This is a genomic window from Microvirga calopogonii, assembly GCF_003347665.1.
GTDB classification, from domain to species: domain Bacteria; phylum Pseudomonadota; class Alphaproteobacteria; order Rhizobiales; family Beijerinckiaceae; genus Microvirga; species Microvirga calopogonii.
Map to the genome: position 1 here is coordinate 21905 of NZ_QDGA01000020.1, position 20650 is coordinate 42554.

23 protein-coding genes and 1 other RNA gene are annotated in these 20650 nt (G+C 65.7%); 16 read left to right on the forward strand and 8 right to left on the reverse strand.

The features are described 5' to 3' along the window. Window positions 1–93: 93 nt before the first annotated feature. The 7 genes from DDF70_RS16580 to tkt form a co-directional block, all read right to left on the reverse strand. Entirely contained in the window at window positions 94–888 is a 795-nt protein-coding gene (locus tag DDF70_RS16580) for an inositol monophosphatase family protein (protein WP_114945972.1), read from the reverse strand. 129 nt (window positions 889–1017) lie between these two features. After that, window positions 1018–1917 (reverse strand): tetratricopeptide repeat protein, encoded by a 900-nt coding sequence (locus DDF70_RS16585; protein WP_114945973.1) that lies wholly within the window; start codon window positions 1915–1917, stop codon window positions 1018–1020. Then, window positions 1917–2567 carry a thiamine phosphate synthase gene (locus DDF70_RS16590; RefSeq protein WP_114945974.1) on the reverse strand — a complete coding sequence of 217 codons (651 nt, stop codon included), beginning with the start codon at window positions 2565–2567 and terminating at the stop codon, window positions 1917–1919. The genes DDF70_RS16585 and DDF70_RS16590 overlap by 1 nt, the downstream gene beginning before the upstream one ends. Window positions 2568–2674: 107 nt before the next feature. Further along, on the reverse strand, window positions 2675–3763 hold the full coding sequence (gene fba, locus DDF70_RS16595; RefSeq protein WP_114945975.1) for a class II fructose-bisphosphate aldolase: 1089 nt from the start codon (window positions 3761–3763) through the stop codon (window positions 2675–2677). A gap of 121 nt (window positions 3764–3884) precedes the next feature. Continuing rightward, complete coding sequence (locus DDF70_RS16600; protein WP_114945976.1) at window positions 3885–5075, reverse strand: phosphoglycerate kinase; 1191 nt, start codon at window positions 5073–5075, stop codon at window positions 3885–3887. 13 nt (window positions 5076–5088) lie between these two features. After that, entirely contained in the window at window positions 5089–6096 is a 1008-nt protein-coding gene (gap, locus tag DDF70_RS16605; protein ID WP_009763425.1) for a type I glyceraldehyde-3-phosphate dehydrogenase, read from the reverse strand. Between the two features lie 44 nt (window positions 6097–6140). Further along, window positions 6141–8144 carry a transketolase gene (gene tkt, locus DDF70_RS16610; protein ID WP_114946029.1) on the reverse strand — a complete coding sequence of 668 codons (2004 nt, stop codon included), beginning with the start codon at window positions 8142–8144 and terminating at the stop codon, window positions 6141–6143. A gap of 227 nt (window positions 8145–8371) precedes the next feature. On the opposite strand from tkt, the gene DDF70_RS16615 reads away from it, so the two are divergent. Both DDF70_RS16615 and DDF70_RS16620 read left to right on the forward strand, forming a co-directional pair. Beyond that, complete coding sequence (locus tag DDF70_RS16615) at window positions 8372–8668, forward strand: DUF4164 domain-containing protein (RefSeq protein WP_322883771.1); 297 nt, start codon at window positions 8372–8374, stop codon at window positions 8666–8668. 3 nt (window positions 8669–8671) lie between these two features. Next, complete coding sequence (locus DDF70_RS16620) at window positions 8672–9049, forward strand: cell division protein ZapA (RefSeq protein ID WP_114945977.1); 378 nt, start codon at window positions 8672–8674, stop codon at window positions 9047–9049. Window positions 9050–9241: 192 nt separating this feature from the next. Here the strand turns inward: DDF70_RS16620 and DDF70_RS16625 are convergent, their stop codons facing one another. After that, window positions 9242–9523: a hypothetical protein gene (locus DDF70_RS16625; protein WP_114945978.1), complete on the reverse strand. Its 282-nt coding sequence runs from the start codon at window positions 9521–9523 to the stop codon at window positions 9242–9244. A gap of 179 nt (window positions 9524–9702) precedes the next feature. On the opposite strand from DDF70_RS16625, the gene ssrS reads away from it, so the two are divergent. The 14 genes from ssrS (at window position 9703) to tolB (ending at window position 20647) form a co-directional block, all read left to right on the forward strand. Further along, window positions 9703–9859: non-coding RNA, 6S RNA (gene ssrS / locus DDF70_RS16630), on the forward strand. Between the two features lie 4 nt (window positions 9860–9863). Further along, a complete protein-coding gene (locus DDF70_RS16635) occupies window positions 9864–10445 on the forward strand; it encodes a 5-formyltetrahydrofolate cyclo-ligase (protein ID WP_114945979.1) in 582 nt (193 codons plus the stop codon). A 13-nt stretch (window positions 10446–10458) separates the two neighbouring features. Beyond that, window positions 10459–11280, forward strand: coding sequence for a TIGR00282 family metallophosphoesterase (locus DDF70_RS16640; protein WP_114945980.1), 822 nt, complete (start codon window positions 10459–10461; stop codon window positions 11278–11280). Window positions 11281–11467: 187 nt separating this feature from the next. After that, the gene (locus DDF70_RS16645; RefSeq protein ID WP_162820453.1) at window positions 11468–12160 is read left to right on the forward strand and encodes an exopolysaccharide biosynthesis protein; all 693 of its coding nucleotides are present in this window, start codon (window positions 11468–11470) and stop codon (window positions 12158–12160) included. Window positions 12161–12303: 143 nt separating this feature from the next. Next, complete coding sequence (locus tag DDF70_RS16650) at window positions 12304–13050, forward strand: YebC/PmpR family DNA-binding transcriptional regulator (RefSeq protein WP_114945982.1); 747 nt, start codon at window positions 12304–12306, stop codon at window positions 13048–13050. A gap of 107 nt (window positions 13051–13157) precedes the next feature. Beyond that, the gene (ruvC, locus tag DDF70_RS16655; RefSeq protein WP_114945983.1) at window positions 13158–13661 is read left to right on the forward strand and encodes a crossover junction endodeoxyribonuclease RuvC; all 504 of its coding nucleotides are present in this window, start codon (window positions 13158–13160) and stop codon (window positions 13659–13661) included. A gap of 226 nt (window positions 13662–13887) precedes the next feature. Beyond that, a complete protein-coding gene (ruvA, locus tag DDF70_RS16660) occupies window positions 13888–14505 on the forward strand; it encodes a Holliday junction branch migration protein RuvA (RefSeq protein ID WP_114945984.1) in 618 nt (205 codons plus the stop codon). 4 nt (window positions 14506–14509) lie between these two features. After that, window positions 14510–14944, forward strand: coding sequence for a hypothetical protein (locus tag DDF70_RS16665; RefSeq protein ID WP_114945985.1), 435 nt, complete (start codon window positions 14510–14512; stop codon window positions 14942–14944). Between the two features lie 86 nt (window positions 14945–15030). Further along, complete coding sequence (ruvB, locus tag DDF70_RS16670; RefSeq protein WP_114945986.1) at window positions 15031–16077, forward strand: Holliday junction branch migration DNA helicase RuvB; 1047 nt, start codon at window positions 15031–15033, stop codon at window positions 16075–16077. Window positions 16078–16228: 151 nt separating this feature from the next. Continuing rightward, window positions 16229–16636, forward strand: a complete 408-nt coding sequence (gene ybgC, locus DDF70_RS16675; protein WP_114945987.1) for a tol-pal system-associated acyl-CoA thioesterase — start codon at window positions 16229–16231, stop codon at window positions 16634–16636. Window positions 16637–16937: 301 nt separating this feature from the next. Continuing rightward, a complete protein-coding gene (gene tolQ / locus DDF70_RS16680) occupies window positions 16938–17681 on the forward strand; it encodes a protein TolQ (RefSeq protein ID WP_114945988.1) in 744 nt (247 codons plus the stop codon). Window positions 17682–17693: 12 nt separating this feature from the next. Then, complete coding sequence (locus tag DDF70_RS16685; RefSeq protein ID WP_170316087.1) at window positions 17694–18137, forward strand: ExbD/TolR family protein; 444 nt, start codon at window positions 17694–17696, stop codon at window positions 18135–18137. Window positions 18138–18166: 29 nt separating this feature from the next. Next, entirely contained in the window at window positions 18167–19285 is a 1119-nt protein-coding gene (gene tolA / locus DDF70_RS16690; protein WP_425374084.1) for a cell envelope integrity protein TolA, read from the forward strand. 27 nt (window positions 19286–19312) lie between these two features. Then, window positions 19313–20647, forward strand: a complete 1335-nt coding sequence (gene tolB / locus DDF70_RS16695; protein ID WP_114945990.1) for a Tol-Pal system beta propeller repeat protein TolB — start codon at window positions 19313–19315, stop codon at window positions 20645–20647. The last annotated feature ends 3 nt before the right edge of the window (window positions 20648–20650 follow it).

Below are 20650 nucleotides of genomic sequence, written 5' to 3' on the forward strand. Positions count from 1 at the left end.
GTACCAATGTGACCGCGCCCGTCCGAAGGATCAAGCGCGACCATGGCAGAGTTCGGCGGGACGAACAGAAATATCGGCGGGAACCGCGGGGATTTAGCCCTTGGCCTTTTTCAGGAGCTTGAGCAGCTCGCGGTGCATCACCTCGTTGCCGCAGGCGATGGAGCCCTTGGCCATCGGGTCGCTGCCGCCGTCGGCGTCGGACACGAAGCCGCCCGCCTCGCGGATCATCAGAATGCCGGCGGCGATGTCCCAGGTATTCAGGCCACGCTCCCAATAGGCGTCGAAGCGCCCGCAGGCCACGTAGGCGAGGTCGAGGGCGGCGGCGCCCCAGCGACGCATGCCGCCCACATTGGCCATGACGGAGGCGCACTCGCGAAGGAACAGGCCGTGGTCGCCCTTGCCGATATGCGGCAGGCCGCAGGCCACGACGGCGTCCGGCACGTCGGTGCGGGCCGCCACGCGGATGCGGCGGTTGTTGAGATAGGCGCCCTTGCCCTTCTCGGAGATGAAGAGCTCGTCCTTGGCCGGATCGTAGATCACGCCGGCGACGATCTGGCCGTCGCGCTCCAGGCCGACAGAGATGGCGAATTGCGGCAGGCCGTGCAGGAAGTTGGTGGTGCCGTCGAGCGGGTCGATATGCCAGCGATGGCTCGGGTCCGTGCCCTCGACCACGCCTTCCTCCTCCATGACGAAGCCGTAGCCGGGACGGGCCTTCTCGAGCGCCTCGCGCAGGATCTTCTCCGCCTTGCGGTCGGCCGCCGAGACGAAGTCGCCCGGGCCTTTCCGGGAGACCTGCAGATTCTCGACCTCGCCGAAATCGCGCTTGAGCGAGCGCGAAGCCTTCATCACGGCATCGGTCATGACGGTCATGAGGGGCGAACGGATCATCGGGCGGGTCCTGGCAAAGAGCGGTTTTGAAATGAAGTGTGGTCGATGAACCACGCGAGGGTTTGCGTCAAGCGGTGGTCAACCGAGCAGTGGCGCGAATGATCCCTCGTGGAGCGTGGGTTCATGCGCTCAGCGCATGCCGAGCCGCTCGGCGGCGAGCTTTTCGGCGCGCTTGCGGTCCTCGGTGCTCAGCTCCTTGAAGGCCTCGTCGAGCCAGGGATCGGCCAGGCCCTGGGCGGCGGCCAGAATGTGCCAGGCTGCGCCATCGACCTTGTTGGCGGGAACGCCGCGGCCGGCGACGAGAAGGCGGGCCAGACGGTTCTGGGCGATGGCATTGCCCTTCGCGGCGGCCCGGCGGAAATAGCGCGCGGCCTGGGATTCGCTCGCCGGAACTCCATCCCCGTTGAAGAGCAGGATCGCGTATTCCACCTCGCCGACCGAGCTGCCGTTGCGGGCCGCGCGCTCGAACAGGCGGGCGGCCTCGGTGGAGTTCCGCTCCACGCCCCGGCCCTTGAGGTAGAGAACGCCGAGGGCGTGCTGCGCGTCCGGGATCTCGGCCGCGGCCGCCTTCTTCAAAAGCTCGACGGCCTTCTGCACGTCGGCATCGTTGCCGCTGGTGAGCAGGAGCAGGGCGAGATTGTGCGAGGCCAGGGCGTTGCCCTTATCGGCCGCCTGTTCGAGCCAGGCCCGGCCCTGCGCGGCGTTCTTGGGCATGCCGCGCCCGTCGATGGCCATGAGGCCCAGCGAAGCGAGCGCATTGGCATCGCCGCGTTGCGCCGCCAGACGGTACCATTCGGAGGCCTTCTTCGGATCCATGGCGACGCCGAGGCCCTGGTTGTAGAGCTCGCCCAGGAGGGTCATGGCGGCCGCGTCGCTCTTGTTCTTCTCCAGCCGCAGGTTCGCCTCGCGGAAAGCCGTCTGGTAGAGGCCGCGCTGATAGGCGCCATAGGCGATATCCGGCGCCGCCGCATGGCTCAGCGTCGTGGAGGCCGCCAGAAGGACACCGCCGAGGATCCAGGACGAGCGCATCAGCGCGAGGCCTCCTGCCGCTCCAGGAGCGCCGTCGCTGCCTTTACGGCGGCCGCGGGGCCGTCCGCATGGTTCCAGACCGCATCGCCGAGGGCGACGAATTCCGCATTCGTGGACGCCAGGGTCTCGACCGCGTCGAGGCTCGGCGCATAGGCGACGCAGGGCGTCTCGAAGATCTCGGCCCACCAGGCGGCGCGCTCGACCACGCTTTCCAGGGTCGGGAGGGAGCCGTCCGGACGCGGCTCGCCGAAGAGCAGGTAATCGGCCCCGGCCTCTCCCAGGGTCATCGCGTCATCCTTGGTCCGGATCGCCCCGACCCCGATGGCGCGCTCGGATTTCAGCCTCTCGCGCAGTTCGCGCACGAAGGCCGGATCGCCCGGCACATGAACGCCGTCGGCGCCGCCCCGGGCGGCGACATTCGCGAGATCCGCCTTGCCCTCGCACGAGACGAGCACGGCCGCTCCGTGCTCCTGAGCCGCGGGGGCGAGCGCCTTCACATGATTGATCAGGCTCCGCTCATCGGCCGGGGCCAGGCGCAGCAGGACGGCCGCGACGGAACCGGTTCCGCAGGCTTCCGCGAGGCGCGGTGCGAAGGAGGCATCCTCCAGGACGGGGGTGACGAGGTAGAGGCGGGCGGCGGTGTCGACCATGGATCTTGATGTCACGAAAAAGGAAAGACAGCCTTCCCATAACGAAAACGGGGCCATCTTGCGAGGCCCCGCTTGTCGATCATGATTGAGGCGAAAGCCTGATCAGATTACTCGGCCGCCTGACGGCTCGTGCCGAAGGTCGGGTCGAGCTCGCCGGAGGCGTAGCGCTTGGCCATCTCGGCGAGGGTGAACACGCGCTTGATCTTCGAGGCCTGGCCGGCGGTGTTGAACTCCTGCAGGCGCTGCTTGCAGAGCTTCGTCATCGCCTCCATGGCGGGCTTGAGATACTTGCGCGGGTCGAACTCGCCCGGGTTCTCGGTCAGGACCTTGCGGATCTGCCCGGTCATCGCCATGCGGTTGTCGGTGTCGATGTTGATCTTGCGCACGCCGTGCTTGATGCCGCGCTGGATCTCCTCCACCGGAACGCCCCAGGTCGGCTTCATCTGGCCGCCGTACTGGTTGATGATGTCCTGCAGGTCCTGCGGTACCGAGGAGGAGCCGTGCATCACCAGGTGGGTGTTCGGGAGTTTCTTGTGGATCTCCTCGATCACGTGCATGGCGAGGATCGCGCCGTCGGGCTTGCGGGTGAACTTGTAGGCGCCGTGCGAGGTGCCCATGGCGATGGCGAGCGCGTCGACCTTGGTCTCGGCCACGAACTTCACGGCCTCGTCCGGGTTCGTCAGCAGCTGGTCGTGCGACAGCTTGCCCTCGGCGCCGTGGCCGTCCTCGGCCTCGCCTTCACCGGTCTCCAGGGAGCCAAGCACGCCGAGCTCGCCCTCCACCGAGATGCCGCCGAGATGGGCCATCTCGACCACTTTCCGGGTGACGCCCACATTGTAGTCCCAGTCGCCCGGGGTCTTGCCGTCGGCCTTGAGCGAGCCGTCCATCATCACCGAGGTGAAGCCGGCCTGGATCGCCGTCATACAGGTGGAGGGCTCGTTGCCGTGGTCGAGATGCACGCAGACCGGGATGTGCGGGTAGATCTCGGTCACCGCGTCCATCATGTGCTTGAGCATGACGTCGTTGGCGTAGGAGCGCGCACCGCGGCTCGCCTGGATGATCACCGGCGCGTCGACCTCGCTGGCTGCCGCCATGATGGCGAGCGCCTGCTCCATGTTGTTGATGTTGAAGGCAGGCACGCCATAGCCTTGCTCGGCTGCGTGATCCAGAAGCTGCCTCATGGTGATGCGTGCCATTTCGTCCTCCTTATTGGGCGCGTCGTTTTAAGCGCGCCGAAACTGAACCTGAGCTTAAGCGAATTTTCGGACATGGTGCTCGTGCGAGGAAGGGTTAATTCCCTCGCCTGCGAACACTCCTTCAAGCCCGCAACGCTTCCACGCCGGGCAGCGACTTGCCTTCGAGCCATTCGAGGAAGGCGCCGCCCGCCGTCGATACATAGGAGAAGTCGTCCGCAACGCCAGCATGGTTGAGGGCGGCCACCGTATCGCCGCCGCCGGCGACGGAGACGAGCTTGCCTTCCCGGGTGCGCTGGGCCGCATGGCGCGCGGCCGCGACCGTGCCCTGGTCGAAGGGCGCGATCTCGAACGCGCCGAGCGGGCCGTTCCAGACCAGCGTCGCCGCGTCGTTGATCGCGGCCGAGATGCGCTCCACCGATTGCGAGCCCACGTCCAGGATCATCTGATCCTCGGGGATCGCGTCGATGCCGTAGGTGTGGTTCACCGCACCGGCCTTGAACTCGTAGGCGCAGACGCCGTCCACGGGCAGGATGATGGCGCAGTTGGAGGCGCGCGCCTTCTCGATGATCCGCATGGCGGTTGCCGCCAGATCCTTCTCGGCCAGCGACTTGCCAATGCCGAGACCTGTCGCATGCACGAAGGTGTTAGCCATGCCGCCGCCGATCACGAGGGCATCGACCTTGGTCACGAGGTTTTCGAGAAGGTCGATCTTGGTCGAGACCTTGGCGCCGCCCACGATGGCGACGACCGGGCGCTTGGGCGCCTCGAGCCCCTTGGTGAGGGCATCGAGTTCCTGCTGCATGGTGCGGCCCGCATAGGCGGGCAACACGCGGGCGAGGCCCTCGGTCGAGGCGTGGGCGCGGTGCGCCGCCGAGAAGGCGTCGTTCACGTAGAGGTCGCCGAGCTTCGCGAGTTCCTGCACGAAGGCCGGATCGTTCTTCTCCTCGCCCGCGTGGAAGCGGGTGTTTTCGAGAAGAAGCACGTCGCCGTCCTTGAGGGCATCGACGGCCTGGGCGGCACCCTCGCCGATGCAGTCATCGGCGAAGGCGATCGTCTTTCCGAGGTGCTTCGAGACCGCCTCCGCGACGGGCTTCAGGGACTCTTTAAGATCGCGCCCCTTCGGGCGTCCGAAATGGGCGAGAAGGATCACCTTTCCACCCTTGTCGGCGATCTCCCGGATGGTGGGAAGGACGCGCTCGATGCGCGTCGCATCCGTCACCCGGCCGTTCTCCATCGGGACGTTGAGGTCCACCCGGACGAGAACGCGTTTTCCCTTGACGTCGGCCTGGTCGAGCGTGCGGAAGGCGGTCATGAAGCGGCCTCCCTTAGATGAGCTTCGCCATGGCGACGGCGGTGTCCGCCATGCGGTTCGAGAAGCCCCATTCGTTGTCGTACCAGGACAGCACGCGCACGAAGTTGCCTTCCATCACCTTGGTCTGGTCCAGGTGGAACACGGAGGAATGCGGGTCGTGGTTGAAGTCCGAGGAAACATTCGGCTGGTTGGTGTAGCCGAGGATGCCCTTCAGCGGGCCATCGGCCGCAGCCTTGATCGCCGCGTTGATCTCTTCCTTCGTGGTGTTCTTCTTGGCCACGAACTTGAAGTCGACCACGGAGACGTTCGGGGTCGGCACGCGGATCGAGGAGCCGTCGAGCTTGCCGTTGAGGTCCGGCAGGACGAGGCCCACCGCCTTGGCGGCGCCGGTCGAGGTCGGGATCATGTTCAGGGCCGCCGCGCGGGCGCGGTAGAGATCCTTGTGCATCTGGTCCAGCGTGGGCTGGTCGTTGGTGTACGAGTGGATCGTCGTCATGAAGCCCTTCTCGATGCCTACCGCCTCATGAAGCACCTTCGCCACGGGGGCGAGGCAGTTCGTGGTGCAGGAGGCGTTCGAGATGACCACGTGGTCCTTGGTCAGCTTGTCGTGGTTGACGCCGTAGACGACCGTGAGGTCGGCGCCGTCGGCGGGAGCCGACACGATGACGCGCTTGGCGCCGGCGGTGAGATGCGCCGAGGCCTTCTCCTTCGAGGTGAAGATGCCGGTGCATTCCATGGCGATGTCGACGCCGAGTTCACGATGCGGCAGGGTCGCCGGATCCTTGATCGCCGTCACGCGGATCTTCTGGCCGTTGATGACGAGGAACTCGCCGTCGACCTGCACGTCGGCCGGGAAGCGGCCATGGACGGAGTCGAAGCGGAGCAGGTGAGCGTTCGTCTCGACCGGGCCGAGGTCGTTGATGGCAACCACCTCGATGTCCTTGCGGCCGCTTTCCACGATGCCGCGAAGGATGTTGCGTCCGATGCGACCGAATCCGTTGATCGCGACCTTCACCGTCATAGTCTTAGCTCCCTTGTGTAACGAGGCCTCAGGTTTCTCGTGCCTCAGAGATTGTGTGTCCGGAGAACCTTTTCAGCCACGGCCTCGGCAGTGATGCCGAAGTGCTTGTAAAGGTCCTTGTAGGGCGCACTGGCGCCAAACCCATGCATGCCGACGAAAATTCCGTCGGGGCCGATGACCGAATCCCAGCCGAAGCGCACGGCGGCCTCGACCGCGACCTTGATCGGCGCATCGCCGATGATCTCCCGGCGGACCTTCTCGGGTTGGGCCAGGAACAGGTCGAGAGACGGCACCGACACGACGCGGACGGCGAAGCTCTGGTCTTCCAGCAGCTTCTGGGCCGCGAGCGCGATCTCCACCTCGGACCCGGAGGCGAAGATGGTGGCACGGGCTGGGCCGCTGGCCGGCGACAGCTCGTAGGCGCCGGTGGCCGAGCGGTTCTGCGCACCGCCGTCCTTGCGGACCTGCGGCAGGTTCTGGCGGGTGAGCGCGAGCGTCGTCGGGCCGTCCGTGCGCTCGAGGGCCATCTGCCAGGCTTCCGCCGTTTCGATGGCGTCCGCCGGGCGGAACACGCGCATCTTCGGCATGGAGCGCAGGGCGGCCAAGTGCTCCACCGGCTGGTGGGTCGGGCCGTCCTCGCCGAGGCCGATGGAATCGTGAGTCATGACGTAGACCGCCGGAATTCCGGCAAGCGAAGCGATGCGCATGGCAGGCCGCGCATAATCGGTGAAGACCAGGAAGGTCGCGCCGGCCGGCACGTAGCCGCCATGGAGCGCGATGCCGTTCATGGCGGCCGCCATGCCGTGCTCGCGGATGCCGTAATGGATATAGCGGCCGGCGTAGTTGCCCGGCGAGATGGCGGTCAGGTTCTTGGTCTTGGTGTTGTTCGACGGCGTCAGGTCCGCCGAGCCGAGCACCAGCTCCGGCACGGCCTCGGTGATCACCTCGAGGGCAATCTCGCTGGCCTTGCGGGTGGCGACGTTCTGCGGCTCGGCGACGAGCCGGTCCTTCAGCCTGGCGACGGCGTCGGCGAGGCCTGCGGGGCGCACGCCCTTCACCCGGCGCTCGAACTCGGCGCGCTTCTCAGGCGCGAGCGCCTTCAGGCGCTCTTCCCAGGCCTTGCGCTGGCGGCGGCCCTTCTTGCCGGCCTTCGCCCAGGCGTCGCGGATGTTGTCCGGGATCTCGAAGGGGGCATGGCCCCAGCCGTAAGCCGTCTTGGCGCCCGCCAGCTCCTCGGCGCCCAGGGGCTCGCCGTGGGCCTTGGAGGTGCCGGCCTTCTTGGGGGCGCCGTAGCCGATGGTGGTCTTGCACGCGATCAGGGTCGGCTTGTCCGACTTCTGGGCGCGGGAAATGGCGCGCTGCAGGGCCTTCGGGTCATGGCCGTCCACGCGCACGGCATTCCAGCCGCAGGCCTGGAAGCGCTTCACCTGATCGACCGAGTCCGAGATGGAGAGCGGGCCGTCGATGGAGATGCCGTTGTCGTCCCACAGGACGATCATCCGGTTGAGCTTCAGGTGGCCCGCAAGGGCAATGGCCTCATGGCTGATGCCTTCCATCAGGTCGCCGTCGGAGGCGAGCACATAGGTGTGGTGATCGACGAGGTCGCTGCCGTATTCGGCGTTCAGCATGCGTTCGGCGAGCGCGAAGCCGACCGCCGTGGCGATGCCCTGGCCGAGCGGGCCCGTGGTGGTCTCGACGCCCGGGGTCATGAAGTTTTCCGGGTGCCCGGGGGTCTTGGAATCGAGCTTGCGGAAGTTCTTCAGCTCCTCGATGGTCATGCCCTTCACGCCGGTCAGGTGGAGCAGGGCGTAGAGCAGCATCGAGCCGTGGCCGGCCGAGAGGATGAACCGGTCGCGGTCCGGCCAGGTCGGGTCGGCGGCATCGTATTTCATGAACTTGGTGAACAGCACCGTTGCCATGTCGGCGGCGCCCATGGGCAGGCCCGGATGGCCGGATTTGGCTTGTTCGACGGCGTCCATGGCGAGGACGCGCACGGCGTTCGCCAGATCGGAATGGGTGACGCGATCGGCGGAGACGGTATCTTGCACGGCGAGATCCACAAGGCTTGAGGCCCCGCGACGGGGCGGTCTGTCTGGAAAAGGCGTGGGCTCCTTAACACGCGGCCAAGGCGAGTCAAAGACCGGAGGGGTGTAATCCCCGCCTGGAGCGTGGGGGCAGCCCTGGGTCTCCAACCCCTTAAGAGAGCATCGGAGGTTCGGAAAACCGGGTCCACTTTTCCGCACGATGCGTTAGTGTCGTGGGCGATTCAGGAGGCATGATGGCGCCCACACTCGAGGAAGCGATGAAGCGGCTGGATATGGCCTTGGGCCTTCTGGAGGCCTCGGTGTCACGTCGCCTGGAGGCCGACAGGCGGCGCGGCGCCCTGGAAACCGAGCTCCAGCTCATGCAGGACGATCGGGCCCGCCTGGCCGTGGAACTCGACGGCGCGCTCACCCGGCTCCACCGCTTCGAGGCGGCGACCGACGATGTCGGCCGGCGCGTCCGCCAGGCCATCGGCGCCGTCCAGACCGTCCTCGCCCAGGCCGGCCAGCTCGAGCCGGAGGAGGGCTAGGCCATGCCTCAGGTGACGATAACGATTGCCGGGCAAACCTACCGCGTTGCCTGCGCGGAGGGCGAGGAGGGGCATCTGGAAGGTCTGGCGGCGTCCTATGATGCCCGGATCGAGGAGATGCGCGCCGCCTTCGGCGAAATCGGCGATCTGCGCCTCCACGTCATGGCGGCCATCGCCCAGGCGGACGAGCTGCACGAGACGAAACGGCGGGTCGCCGCGCTGGAGGCCGAGGTCGCAGCGCTCAACAGCATCAACGCCTCCCGGGACGAGCGCCTGGAGCGGATCGAGTCGCGGCTCGCCGAGGGCGTCCAGATGGCGGCCAAGCGGATCGAGGATCTGGCGCGCAGCCTGAATGGGGCGGGGCAAGGTGCGACCGGATGAGACCTTCCGTCATGGCCGGCTTTGTGTCGGCCATCCCGATTGTGTGAAGCGCCGCGCCCTCCAGAAGCGAGATCACCGGCACAAGGCCGGTGATGACGTGGTAGGGGCAAAAGCCGGCGGAACTGATCGAGTGCCGCACTTTGACTTTCCGCCCCTGCCCTGAATCCCTCTCTCAAGGAGGAGAGAAAACCTTCAATTCAACGAGAGACGATGCTGGCGCTGCCGGAGTTGGGTCAGAAGCTCCACGTAGGGCTCCCGCTTTTCGCGATGGGCAGTCTCGATCTTCCTCCTGATGTAATCCTTCAATTCATGGTCGGGCATGTTCTTCTCGACCTTGTCCAATTCGACCTGATACTCGAAATCAATATTGCCAATCATGTGCAGCACTTCCCGCATCATGGAATCGATACTGGGAGAGGCGGTGCACTCCTTACGATACAGTTCTTTGTAATTGTTCCGTTTCAGATGGGCCATGTTTCCTCCATCGAGCGATGGCGCATCCCCCACGAAAACAGATTGAGCGCATTTCGCCCATCGCGCCACTCCGTAATTTCCCTAAGGGTTTCCTCGTTGCGCGAGCCGGGCCGCAAAGATCTCCGGCCAGGCGCAATTTTCCCCTTCCCCCCGGGCCTTCTCGTCCCTACATAGGGAAGGCGGGGCTGCGGGGCGCGTTAGGAGTTCATATTCCCCGGGGCCTTATCGATCCTGAAGGGAGCTGTCCCTGACCCGGTCCGTGGACCGGGACATACGGCGCCCACCTACTTTGTAGGTTCCCGGGATCGCTTCTCCGACGGTTTCTGTGGCTCCGCACTCTATGCAATCTCCTTCCCCTCCCGCCCTGAAAGAGCGCCTGCGCAGCGAGGTTCTCGCGCGCCGCGATGCCCTCGACAGGGAGTTCCGCGACGAGGCCGCCCAGCGCATCGCCGCCAGCGCCCTCGGCTTTCCCGATTTGAAGGACGTCACTCCCGTCGGAGGCTATTGGCCGATCCGCAGCGAGGTCGATCCGCGCCCTCTCATGGAGACGCTGATCGAACGCGGGCAGGACGTCGCCCTGTCCCAGATCCTCCACCCCCATTTGAGCTGGCGCTTATGGCAACCCGGCGACGTGCTGGTCAAAGGCGGCTTCGGCGTGCGCGAGCCCGGCCCCGACGCGCCGGAGGTGTTTCCCAAGGCGCTAATCGTGCCACTCGTCGCCTTCGACCGCCGGGGAGGGCGCATCGGCTACGGCAAGGGGCATTTCGACCGGGCCATCGCGGCGCTCGAAGCGCAGCATCCGGTCTTGACCATCGGTCTAGCTTATGCGGTTCAGGAGATCGACGAGGTGCCGGTGGAACCCCATGACCGGCTCCTCGACGTTATCATCACCGAAGCCGAACTCATTCGGACGGTATCCTAGTCAAGGATTCATCATGCGTCTTCTCTTCCTCGGCGACATCGTCGGGCGGCCCGGCCGCAATGCGGTGATCGAGCGCCTGCCGGGCTTGCGCGACCGCTGGCAGCTCGATTGCGTGGTCATCAACGGGGAGAACTCCGCCGGCGGCTTCGGCATCACGGAGACGATCTGCGACGAGATTCTGAGCGCCGGCGCCGATGCCATCACGCTGGGCAACCATTCCTGGGACCAGCGCGAGACGCTCGTGTTCATCGAGCGCCAGCCGAGGCTCATCCGCCCGGCGAATTACCCGCAAGGAACGCCGGGACGGGGCGCCAACCTGATCGACACCCGCTCAGGCCAACGCGTCCTCGTGGTGCAGGCGATGGGCCGGCTCTACATGGACGCTCTCGACGATCCTTTCGCGGCCGTCGACCGGGAGCTCGAAACCTGTCCTCTGGGCCAGGTGGCGGATGCCGTCATCGTCGATTTCCACGCGGAGGCGACGAGCGAGAAGGAGGCCATGGGCCATTATCTCGACGGGCGGACGAGCCTCGTGGTCGGGACCCACACCCATGTGCCGACCGCCGATCACCGGGTGCTTGCGGGCGGGACCGCCTACATGTCCGACGCAGGCATGTGCGGCGATTACGATTCCGTCCTCGGCATGCAGAAGGAGGAGGCGATCCGCCGCTTCATCCAGAAGACGCCGGGCACCCGCCTGGAGCCGGGCCTGAACGAGGGCACCCTGTCCGGCATCGCGGTCGAAACGGACGACCGCACCGGCCTCGCCAAGCGGGTGGCGGCGGTTCGGCTCGGGCCGAACCTGGAGGAGAGCTGGCCACGGTTCTGGGATTGAGGGGCTCTCTCCGACGTCATGGCCGGCCTTGTGCCGGCCATCCCGATACGGAAAAGCGCCGCGCTTCATGCAATCGGGATCACCGGCACAAGGCCGGTGATGACGTGTGGGTGTGGTCAGGGTGCCGGTAAGCGCCGCCCTTTATCTCGTGCAACATCGTCCCCATCTTGGCGCTACGGAGGACAAGGTGGACGCGGATACCGATACGGCAGAGCCGAAAAAGGGCCTTTATCACCAGGAAAGCGAGCTTCATCGCGCCCACGAGCACCAGAGCGCCTCCGCCGTTCTGCGCGCCGTGATCGACGAGGCCAAGGGCGAGACGATCTCCATTGGCGAAATCATCGAGGCCTTCGGCGAGCGCGCCTTCGGCTTCGTGCTGATCCTGTTCTCCCTGCCGAATTGCGTCCCGGCCCCGCCCGGCATTGCCGGCATCGTCGGCACGCCGGTCCTGATCTTCGGCATCCAGATGATGCTGGGCCACACGAGGCCCTGGCTGCCGGGCTTCATCCTGCGACGCAGCGTCTCCACGGCGAAGTTCAAGCGCCTCATCGACATCGCGGAGCCGAAGCTCCAGAAGCTCGAGAGCTACTGCAAACCCCGTTTGCTCCCCTTGTTCGGCCCCTTCGGAGACCGGGTGGTCGGGTTCTTCGCCTTCCTGGTTGCCGTGTCGGTGCTGATCCCGTTCCCCGGAACCAACTTCCCGCCTTCCATCGCGCTCGTCATCGCGTCCATCGCCATCATGGAAGAGGACGGCTATCTGCTGATCGTCGGGTATCTCATCGGCCTGGCCGGACTTGCCTATACGGCCACGGTCCTGGGCGCTTCCTACCACCTGATCCTGGCGACCATTCACAACCTGCCGTCCTGGCTCGGGTTCTAGAACGGGCCGGTATTTTTCCGATCTTGCCGAGAGGGCTTTGCCTGATGCCCTTCGCCGCCTTATAAGCCTGCCATCGTCAACTTTTCCGGCCTGACGGGCGCTTGATCCCAAGCCGCCCTCGGCCGAACGTTTCGGAGGCCCCGATGGCCGGGCATTCACAGTTCAAGAATATCATGCACCGCAAGGGCAAGGTCGATGCCGTGCGCTCCAAGGTGTTTTCCAAGCTCGCCCGTGAAATCACCGTGGCGGCCAAGATGGGCATGCCCGACCCCAACATGAACCCGCGCCTGCGTGCCGCGATCCTGGCCGCCCGCGCCGAGAACATGCCCAAGGACAACATCCAGCGCGCCATCAACAAGGCCTCGGGCGGCGACGCGGAGAACTACGACGAGATCCGCTATGAGGGCTATGGCCCCGGCGGCGCGGCCATCATTGTCGAGGCGATGACCGACAACCGCAACCGCACGGCCTCGGACATCCGCTCCTACTTCACCAAGAGCGGCGGCAACCTGGCCGAAACCGGCGCCGTTTCCTTCATGTTCGACCGGGTCGGCTATATCGAGTTCGGTCCCGACGTGGCCGATGCCGATGCCATGCTGGAGGCGGCCATCGATGCCGGCGCCGACGACGTGGTCTCCTCCGAGAACGGCCACGAGATCTATTGCGACCAGGGCTCCCTCAACGAGGTGACCAAGGCCCTCGAGGACAAGTTCGGCGAGCCCAAGGCCTCCAAGCTCGTCTGGAAGCCCCAGACCCCGGTCGCGGTCGACGACGAGACCGGCGAAAAGCTCATGAAGCTCATGGAATCGCTGGAGGAGCACGACGACGTGCAGAGCGTCTACGGCAATTTCGAGCTCTCCGACGCCCTGATGCAGAAGATGGCGGGGTGATATTCTTTGTGCGTCGTGCCCGGGCATGGCCCGGGCGTCCACGTCTTCTTAACCGGTGATGGCGTGGATGGCCGGATCGAATCCGGCCATGATGATGGAGAAAGAAAGTGACCGAACGCGTCCGAATCCTCGGCCTGGATCCCGGCCTGCGCAACACGGGCTGGGGCGTCATCACCGTCGAGGGGACGAAGCTTTCCTACGTGGCCTGCGGGGTCGTGACCTCGGACGGCGATCTCGACCTGGCGCTCCGCCTCAAGCAGCTCCACGACCGCCTCACCGAAGTGATCCGGACCTGGACGCCCGACGAAGTGTCCGTCGAGGAGACCTTCGTCAACAAGGACGCCCAGGCGACCCTCAAGCTCGGCCAGGCCCGCGCCATGTCCCTGCTGGTCCCGGCCCTGCATGGCCTGCCGGTGGCGGAATACGGTGCCAACCAGGTGAAGAAGACCGTGGTGGGCGTGGGACACGCCGAGAAGGATCAGGTCCAGGCCATGATCAGGATCCTGCTGCCCAAGGCCGAGTTCAAGAAAGCGGATGCCGCCGACGCGCTCGCCATCGCCATCGCCCATGCCCACCACCGCAAGGCCCGCGCTTTGGCGGCGAGCTATTAGGGTGTTACAAAAGAACGGCTGTCGTTCCAGGGCGGCGGAGCCGAGCCTGGGATCGGGTGCAGAATAAAGCGGGTGTTTCCCTCCCCCTTGTGGGGAGGGGTGGCTGCGCAAGCAGCCGGGGTGGGGGTGTCGGCGCCAGACCTTCATAGGCTATCGCTCACACCCCCACCTCCAACTCCAACTCCTCCCCACAGGGGGAGGAGAGCTATCGGGAGCAAAGACGAACGTGATCGGCAAACTCAAAGGCGTGGTGGATTCCTACGGCGAGGATTTCGTGATCCTCGACGTGCATGGGGTCGGCTATGTGGTCCATTGCTCCTCCCGCACCCTCCAGAACCTGCCGCCCACCGGCGAGGCCGCGACCCTGTCGATCGAGACCCATGTGCGTGAGGACATGATCCGCCTGTTCGGCTTCCGGTCGGATTCCGAGCGCGAGTGGTTCCGCCTGCTCCAGTCGGTCCAGGGCGTAGGCTCCAAGGTGGCGCTGGGCATCCTCTCGGTGCTCGATCCCGGCAGCCTCGCCACCGCCATCGCCACCGGCGACAAGGCTTCCGTCGCCCGCGGCCTCGGCGTCGGCCCCAAGCTCGCCCAGCGCATCGTCTCCGAACTCAAGGACAAGGCTCCCGCCTTCTCACCCGTCGATCCCGCCCTCATCCGCCTCACCGGGGCGGTGGAGGACAAGAGCGCTCCCGCCCCGGTGGCTGACGCCATCTCGGCCCTGGTCAATCTCGGCTATCCCCAGGTCCAGGCCTCAGCCGCAGTGGCTGCTGCCATGAAGCAGGCAGGCGACGAGGCCGAGGCGAAGACGCTCATCCGGCTGGGGTTGCGGGAGTTGGCTCGGTAAGGCCATGCACTGGCTCATCTTCGTGGCTCTCGGCCCATTGATCGGATTTGTGAGTGTTTGTGCGGGTAACGTTCTGCTCGGCGGATATCCGTATCCGGGAGCGTTGCTGGACGTCGTCATGTTCGGCGTGCCATCCGCATATCTCTTTGGTCTGATCCCTGCTTTTGTTGCAGCCGGTGCTGTTAGGCTCCTTCAAGCCAGAAGGGTCAGGCATGAATGGTTTTGGGTCAGTCTGATTGGAACAGCTATTGGTCTCGGTTTCGAAGTGGCTTCAGCCAAACTGATAAGCATACTGGTTGGCAGATGGCAGGGAGGGAGTGTCTCTTATTTCAGGCAAGAAGCTCTCATGGTCTTTGTGCCCGCGTGCATGATCCCGACCTTGATTTGCTGGATCCTCAGCAAACGGTTGGCTCAAGGTACTGAAGCAGCTACTTCGTGACCCATCAATGTTCCTGTTTTGATCTTGTTAAGAATGGCGTATTAGAGCGTCATCGCCACTATGAAGCCTCTGGAAGGTAAGCCTCTTTGACCGATTCCCGCCGCCTGCTCAGCCCTGAAAAGCGTGAGGACGATGTCGATGCGTCGATCCGGCCGCTCTCGCTCGACGATTTCACGGGCCAGAAGGCCGCGCGGGCCAACCTCCAGGTCTTCATCGATGCCGCGAAGGCGCGCGGCGACGCCCTCGATCACGTGCTCTTCGTCGGGCCTCCGGGGCTAGGCAAGACCACCCTGGCGCAGATCGTTGCCCGCGAGCTCGGGGTCAATTTCCGCTCGACCTCCGGCCCGGTGATCGCGAAGGCGGGCGATCTGGCGGCGCAGCTTACGAACCTCGAAGAGCGTGATGTGCTCTTCATCGACGAAATCCACCGCCTCAACCCGGCGGTCGAGGAAATCCTCTACCCGGCCATGGAGGATTACCAGCTCGACCTCATCATCGGCGAGGGCCCGGCCGCCCGCTCGGTGAAGATCGAGCTGCCGAAATTCACGCTCGTCGGCGCCACCACCCGCGCGGGCCTGCTCACCACGCCGTTGCGCGACCGTTTCGGCATCCCGATCCGGCTCGAATTCTACACCGTCGACGAGCTGGAGTTGATCGTGCGGCGTGGCGCCCGGGTGCTGGGCCTCGGCATGAGCGAGGAGGGGGCGAACGAGATCGCCCGCCGCTCGCGCGGCACGCCCCGCATCGCCGGGCGCCTGCTGCGCCGGGTGCGCGACTTTGCCATCGTCGAGGGCGTCCAGACCGTGTCGCGTGACCTCGCCGACAAGTCCCTGCGCCTCCTCGACGTGGACCCCATCGGCCTCGACCTCATGGACCGCAAATACCTGACCATGATCGCCAATTCCTTCGGCGGCGGCCCGGTCGGCATCGAGACCATCGCGGCGGCCCTTTCCGAGCCCCGCGACGCCATCGAGGACATCATCGAGCCCTATCTCATCCAGAAGGGCTTCGTGCAGCGCACCCCGCGCGGCCGCATCCTCACGCCCCACGCCTTCAAGCATCTCGGCATCCCTGAGCCGACCCGCGAGACCTCGGCGCAGTTCGGGCTGTTCAACGGGGACGGGGATGAGTGAGAAGCGCGACCAGGCTCCCTCCCCCCTTGTGGGGGAGGGTAGGGAGGGGGGTGTTGGCGCCAACCTCTCGGAGCGAAGCGCCAGTACCCCCCTCTCCAGCTCTCCCCCACAAGGGGGGAGAGGGCCAGTCGGCTCTCACCTCTCCGGCTTCATGCAGGACGGCGCGCATATCCTCCCCATCCGCGTCTATTACGAGGACACGGATTTCTCGGCCCGCGTCTATCACGCGAGCTATCTCCGGTTCATGGAGCGCGGACGTACGGAGCTTCTGCGGGCCGTCGAGGTGGCGCAGTCGGATCTCCACGCGGATATGGGCGGGCTCGCCTTCGTGGTCCGCAAGATGGCCATCGACTTCCTCGGCGGCGCCGTCATGGACGATGTGCTCACCATCGTGACCCGCCCGAAGGAGATGCGCGGTGCGTCCATGACGCTCTCCCAGGAGGTGCGCCGGGGCGACGAGGTGCTCGTGAAGGCCGACGTCATGGTCGCGGCCGTCCGGGGAGGGCGGGCCGTGCGGATCCCGGACGAGCTGCGGGCGGCGCTGAGCGTCGATTCCTAGGATCGCCTTGCCCCATGGTCAGGGCGCACGGAAGCCCTGCCTCAAGTGCATATCAGCCGGAATTTCCATATCAATTTCAGGTCATTCGCCTCTGCGCGGCCGCAGTTAAACCAGACCTTAACCTTACCCTGTGCCTAACAGGTAACGGTCTGGAGCGATCCCGAGTCTTGATACCCGGTGCCCTTATTTTCGACAGATTCAGGGGCGAACGAGCAGTAATACAAGAACAGATTTTCCTAGACCATTCTGCGGTGGGCCCTGGAGTTCTTTCAGGGCTGCTCGAAGAGCGAGGACGAGACTTATGAACCCGGCTGATGTGGCCCAGGCCGTCCCTGTGGCCCACGAACTGTCCTTCTTCGGCCTGTTCTGGCAGGCTCATTTCATCGTCAAGCTCGTGATGCTGGGCCTGCTCACGGCCTCGGTCTGGTGCTGGGCCATCATCATCGACAAGACCCTGCTGTACTCCCGCTCCAAGCGCGCCATGGACCGGTTCGAGGATGTGTTCTGGTCCGGCCAGTCGCTCGAGGAGCTGTACCGCTCCCTCCAGAGCCGGCCGGCCACGGGCCTGGCTGCCGTGTTCGTCGCCGCCATGCGCGAGTGGAAGCGTTCCTTCGAGGGCTCCGGCCGTTCGTTCCAGAGCCTGCCCCAGCGCATCGACAAGGTGCTCGACGTCACGATCCAGCGCGAGGTGGAGCGGCTCAATTCCCGCCTGACGGTGCTGGCCTCCATCGGCTCGGCCGGCCCCTATATCGGCCTCTTCGGCACGGTCGTGGGCATCATGAACTCCTTCACGTCCATCGCGGCGTCCAAGAACACGAGCCTCGCGGTCGTGGCGCCCGGCATCGCGGAAGCGCTCTTCGCCACCGCCATCGGCCTGTTCGCGGCCATTCCGGCGGTGCTCGCCTACAACAAGCTGCAGTCCGAGGTCGGCAAGCTCCAGACCCGGTTGGAGGGCTTCGCCGACGAATTCTCGGCCATCCTGTCGCGCCAGATCGACGAGCGCATCGGCGGCCATGCGGGGCATCACCCCGCCAACGCCGCGTAAGGGAGACCGGGCATGGCCATGATGGCAGGATCGGCGGGCGGCGGACGGCGGCGCAGGCGCGGCCGGACTCCGGGCGCGATCAACGAGATCAACATGACGCCGTTCATCGACGTCATGCTGGTGCTGCTCATCATCTTCATGGTGGCGGCGCCCATGATGACCGCAGGCGTGCCGCTCGACCTGCCGCAGACCAAGGCCGCGCCGCTGAATTCCGACGCGACGCCCGTGACGCTCTCCATCAAGTCGACCGGCCAGGTGTTCCTGGGCGAGACCGAGCTGGTGGACGAGGCCATCGTCGGCAAGCTCGCGGAGGTGTCGAAGTCGGGCTTCGACGAGCGCATCTTCGTGCGCGGGGACAGACGAGTGGATTACGGGCGCGTCGCGCAGGTGATGTCGATCGTGACCACGGCAGGCTATAAGCGCGTCGCCCTCGTGACCGAGGTCGATCAGCGCTGAGCGGGATTGAGGACAAGGGGCAAACACACGTGGCGTTGAAGCTGAAATTCAACACCTCCGAGCCGGGCCTTTGGGTCTCGGGCGTCACGCATGCGTCGCTGTTGGCCGCCGCCCTGATCGGCCTGTCGGTCGGCTCCGAGTTCCCCCCCGCCGAGGAAGGCATCCCGGTCGAGATCATCACCGACAACCAGCTCTCGCAGATCACCAAGGGTGAGACGAACGCCAAGGCTCCGCAGCCGAAGCCCCGCGCCGAGCGCGTGGCCGACAAGACCGAGCTGAAGGATCCGGGCGAGGACAAGCGCGATGCGCCGGCGCCGCCCAAGCGGCCGGCCGAGATGAAGGTCGCCGAGAAGGAAGAGCCGGTCGCCGCTCAGCCTCCGCCGCCCGCGCCGCCCACCCGCTCGCAGGAAGAAAAGGCCGCCCAGGCCAAGGCCGAGGAAGAAAAGAAGCTGCAGGAAAAGGCGGAAGCCGAGGCCATCGAAAAGGCGAAGGCCGCCGAGCAGGCCAAGATCGAGGCCAAGGCGAAGGCGGAAGCGGAGGCGAAAGCCAAGGCTGAAGCGGAAGCCAAGAAGGTCGCCGAGGCGAAAGCCAAAGCGAAGGCCGAAGCCGAAGCCAAGGCGAAAGCCGAGGCCGAGAAGAAGCTCGCGGAAGCCAAGGCCAAGGAAGAAGCCGAGGCCAAGGCGCGCAAGGAGGCCCAGCTCGCCAAGAAGCTCGACATGGGCGACCTGAAGCAGTTCCTCGACAGCAAGGAAAAACACCAGTCCACCGGCGCGACCGGGGCGGAGGTCCAGAAGACGGCCGCGCTCGGCACCGCGACGGGATCGTCCGCGAAGCTCAGCCCAAGCCTGCGCGATGCGCTCATCGGGATCCTGGTCTCACAGATCGAGCGCTGCTACAGCGCGCCGATTTCCGCATCGGGCGGTCAGGTGACCGCACCCATTCTCGATATCCGCCTGAACCAGGACGGATCGCTCAGCACCGAGCCCCGGATCCTCCAGGCGGGGAGCAGCGCGACCGACCGCGCGGTCGCCGATGCGGCCGTTCGGGCCATTCGCAAGTGCCGTCAGTTCGAGATCCCGGCGAAATTCGTCCCGTATTACGCGGATTGGAAAGTCTTGAACGTCCAGTTCGATCCTCCTCTCTCTTAAAGCCCTCCAAGCTTGAGACAGCATCCCATGATCACTCGCTTCGTTTCTCGTCTTCTTGTCGTGCTCGCCGTCGTCGTGCCCATGGCGGCGCTCGCGCCGTCCGCACAGGCGCAGCTCTCGTTCCGCGTCGGGCCGGGCGGGCAGTTCCAGCCCATGCCCATCGCCGTTGCCGATTTCTCCGGCGAGGGCGATCTCGGTCAGCGGGTCTCCGGCATCATCACGAGCAACCTGCAGCGCTCGGGCTATTTCGCGCCGCTCGACAAGTCGCGTTTCCCGGAGCGTCCGTCCTTCGACGCCGCCCCGCGTTTCGACGCCTGGAAGATGGCGGGCGCGCAGGCTCTCGTGACCGGCCGCGTGTCGCGCGATCCCTCGGGCCGTCTTCGCGCGGAATTCCGCCTGTGGGACATCGAATCGGGCCAGCAACTCGCCGGCCAGCAATACGTGACCGACGCCAATTTCTGGCGCCGCGTCGGCCACATCATTTCGGACGCGGTCTACACCAAGGTGACGGGCTTCGGCGGCTTCTTCGACACGCGCATCGTGTTCGTCGATGAATCGGGCCCGAAGGAGAACCGCCGCAAGCGGCTCGCGATCATGGACCAGGACGGCGCGAACGTGCGCTACCTGACTCAGGGCGACACGTCCGTGGTGACGCCGCGCTATTCGCCGGCCACGCAGGACATCACCTATTCGGCCCAGGTCGAGGGCCAGCAGCCGCGCGTCCAGGTGATCAACCTGGAGACCGGCACCCGCCAGGTACTCGGCAACTTCCCCGACATGGCCTCCTCGCCCCGCTTCGCGCCGGACGGACAGCGCATCGTCCTGAGCCTGCAGCAGGGCGGCAATGCCAACATCTTCATGATGGACCTGGGCTCGCGCGCCACCACGCGCCTGACCTCGACCGCCGCCATCGACACCTCGCCGTCCTTCTCGCCGGACGGCAGCCAGATCGTGTTCGAGAGCGACCGCGGCGGCAAGCAGCAGATCTACGCCATGAACGCGGACGGCTCGAACCAGCGCCGCATCTCCTTCGGCGACGGTTCCTATTCGCAGCCGGCTTGGTCGCCGCGCGGTGACTACATCGCCTTCACGAAGCAGCGCGCGGGCGGCTTCGCCATCGGCATCATGAAGCCGGACGGCTCGGGCGAGCGCATCCTGACGGAAGGCTTCCACAACGAGAGCCCGACCTGGGCGCCGAACGGCCAGTACATCCTGTTCTTCCGCGATCCGGGCGGACAGGCCGGCGGCAAGCTCTACATGGTCGACATCACCGGCCGCGTGGAGCAGCCGGTGCCGACCCCGTCCTTCGCATCCGACCCGACCTGGTCGCCGCTGCTGAGCGAAAGCCGGCAGAGCAACTGATCA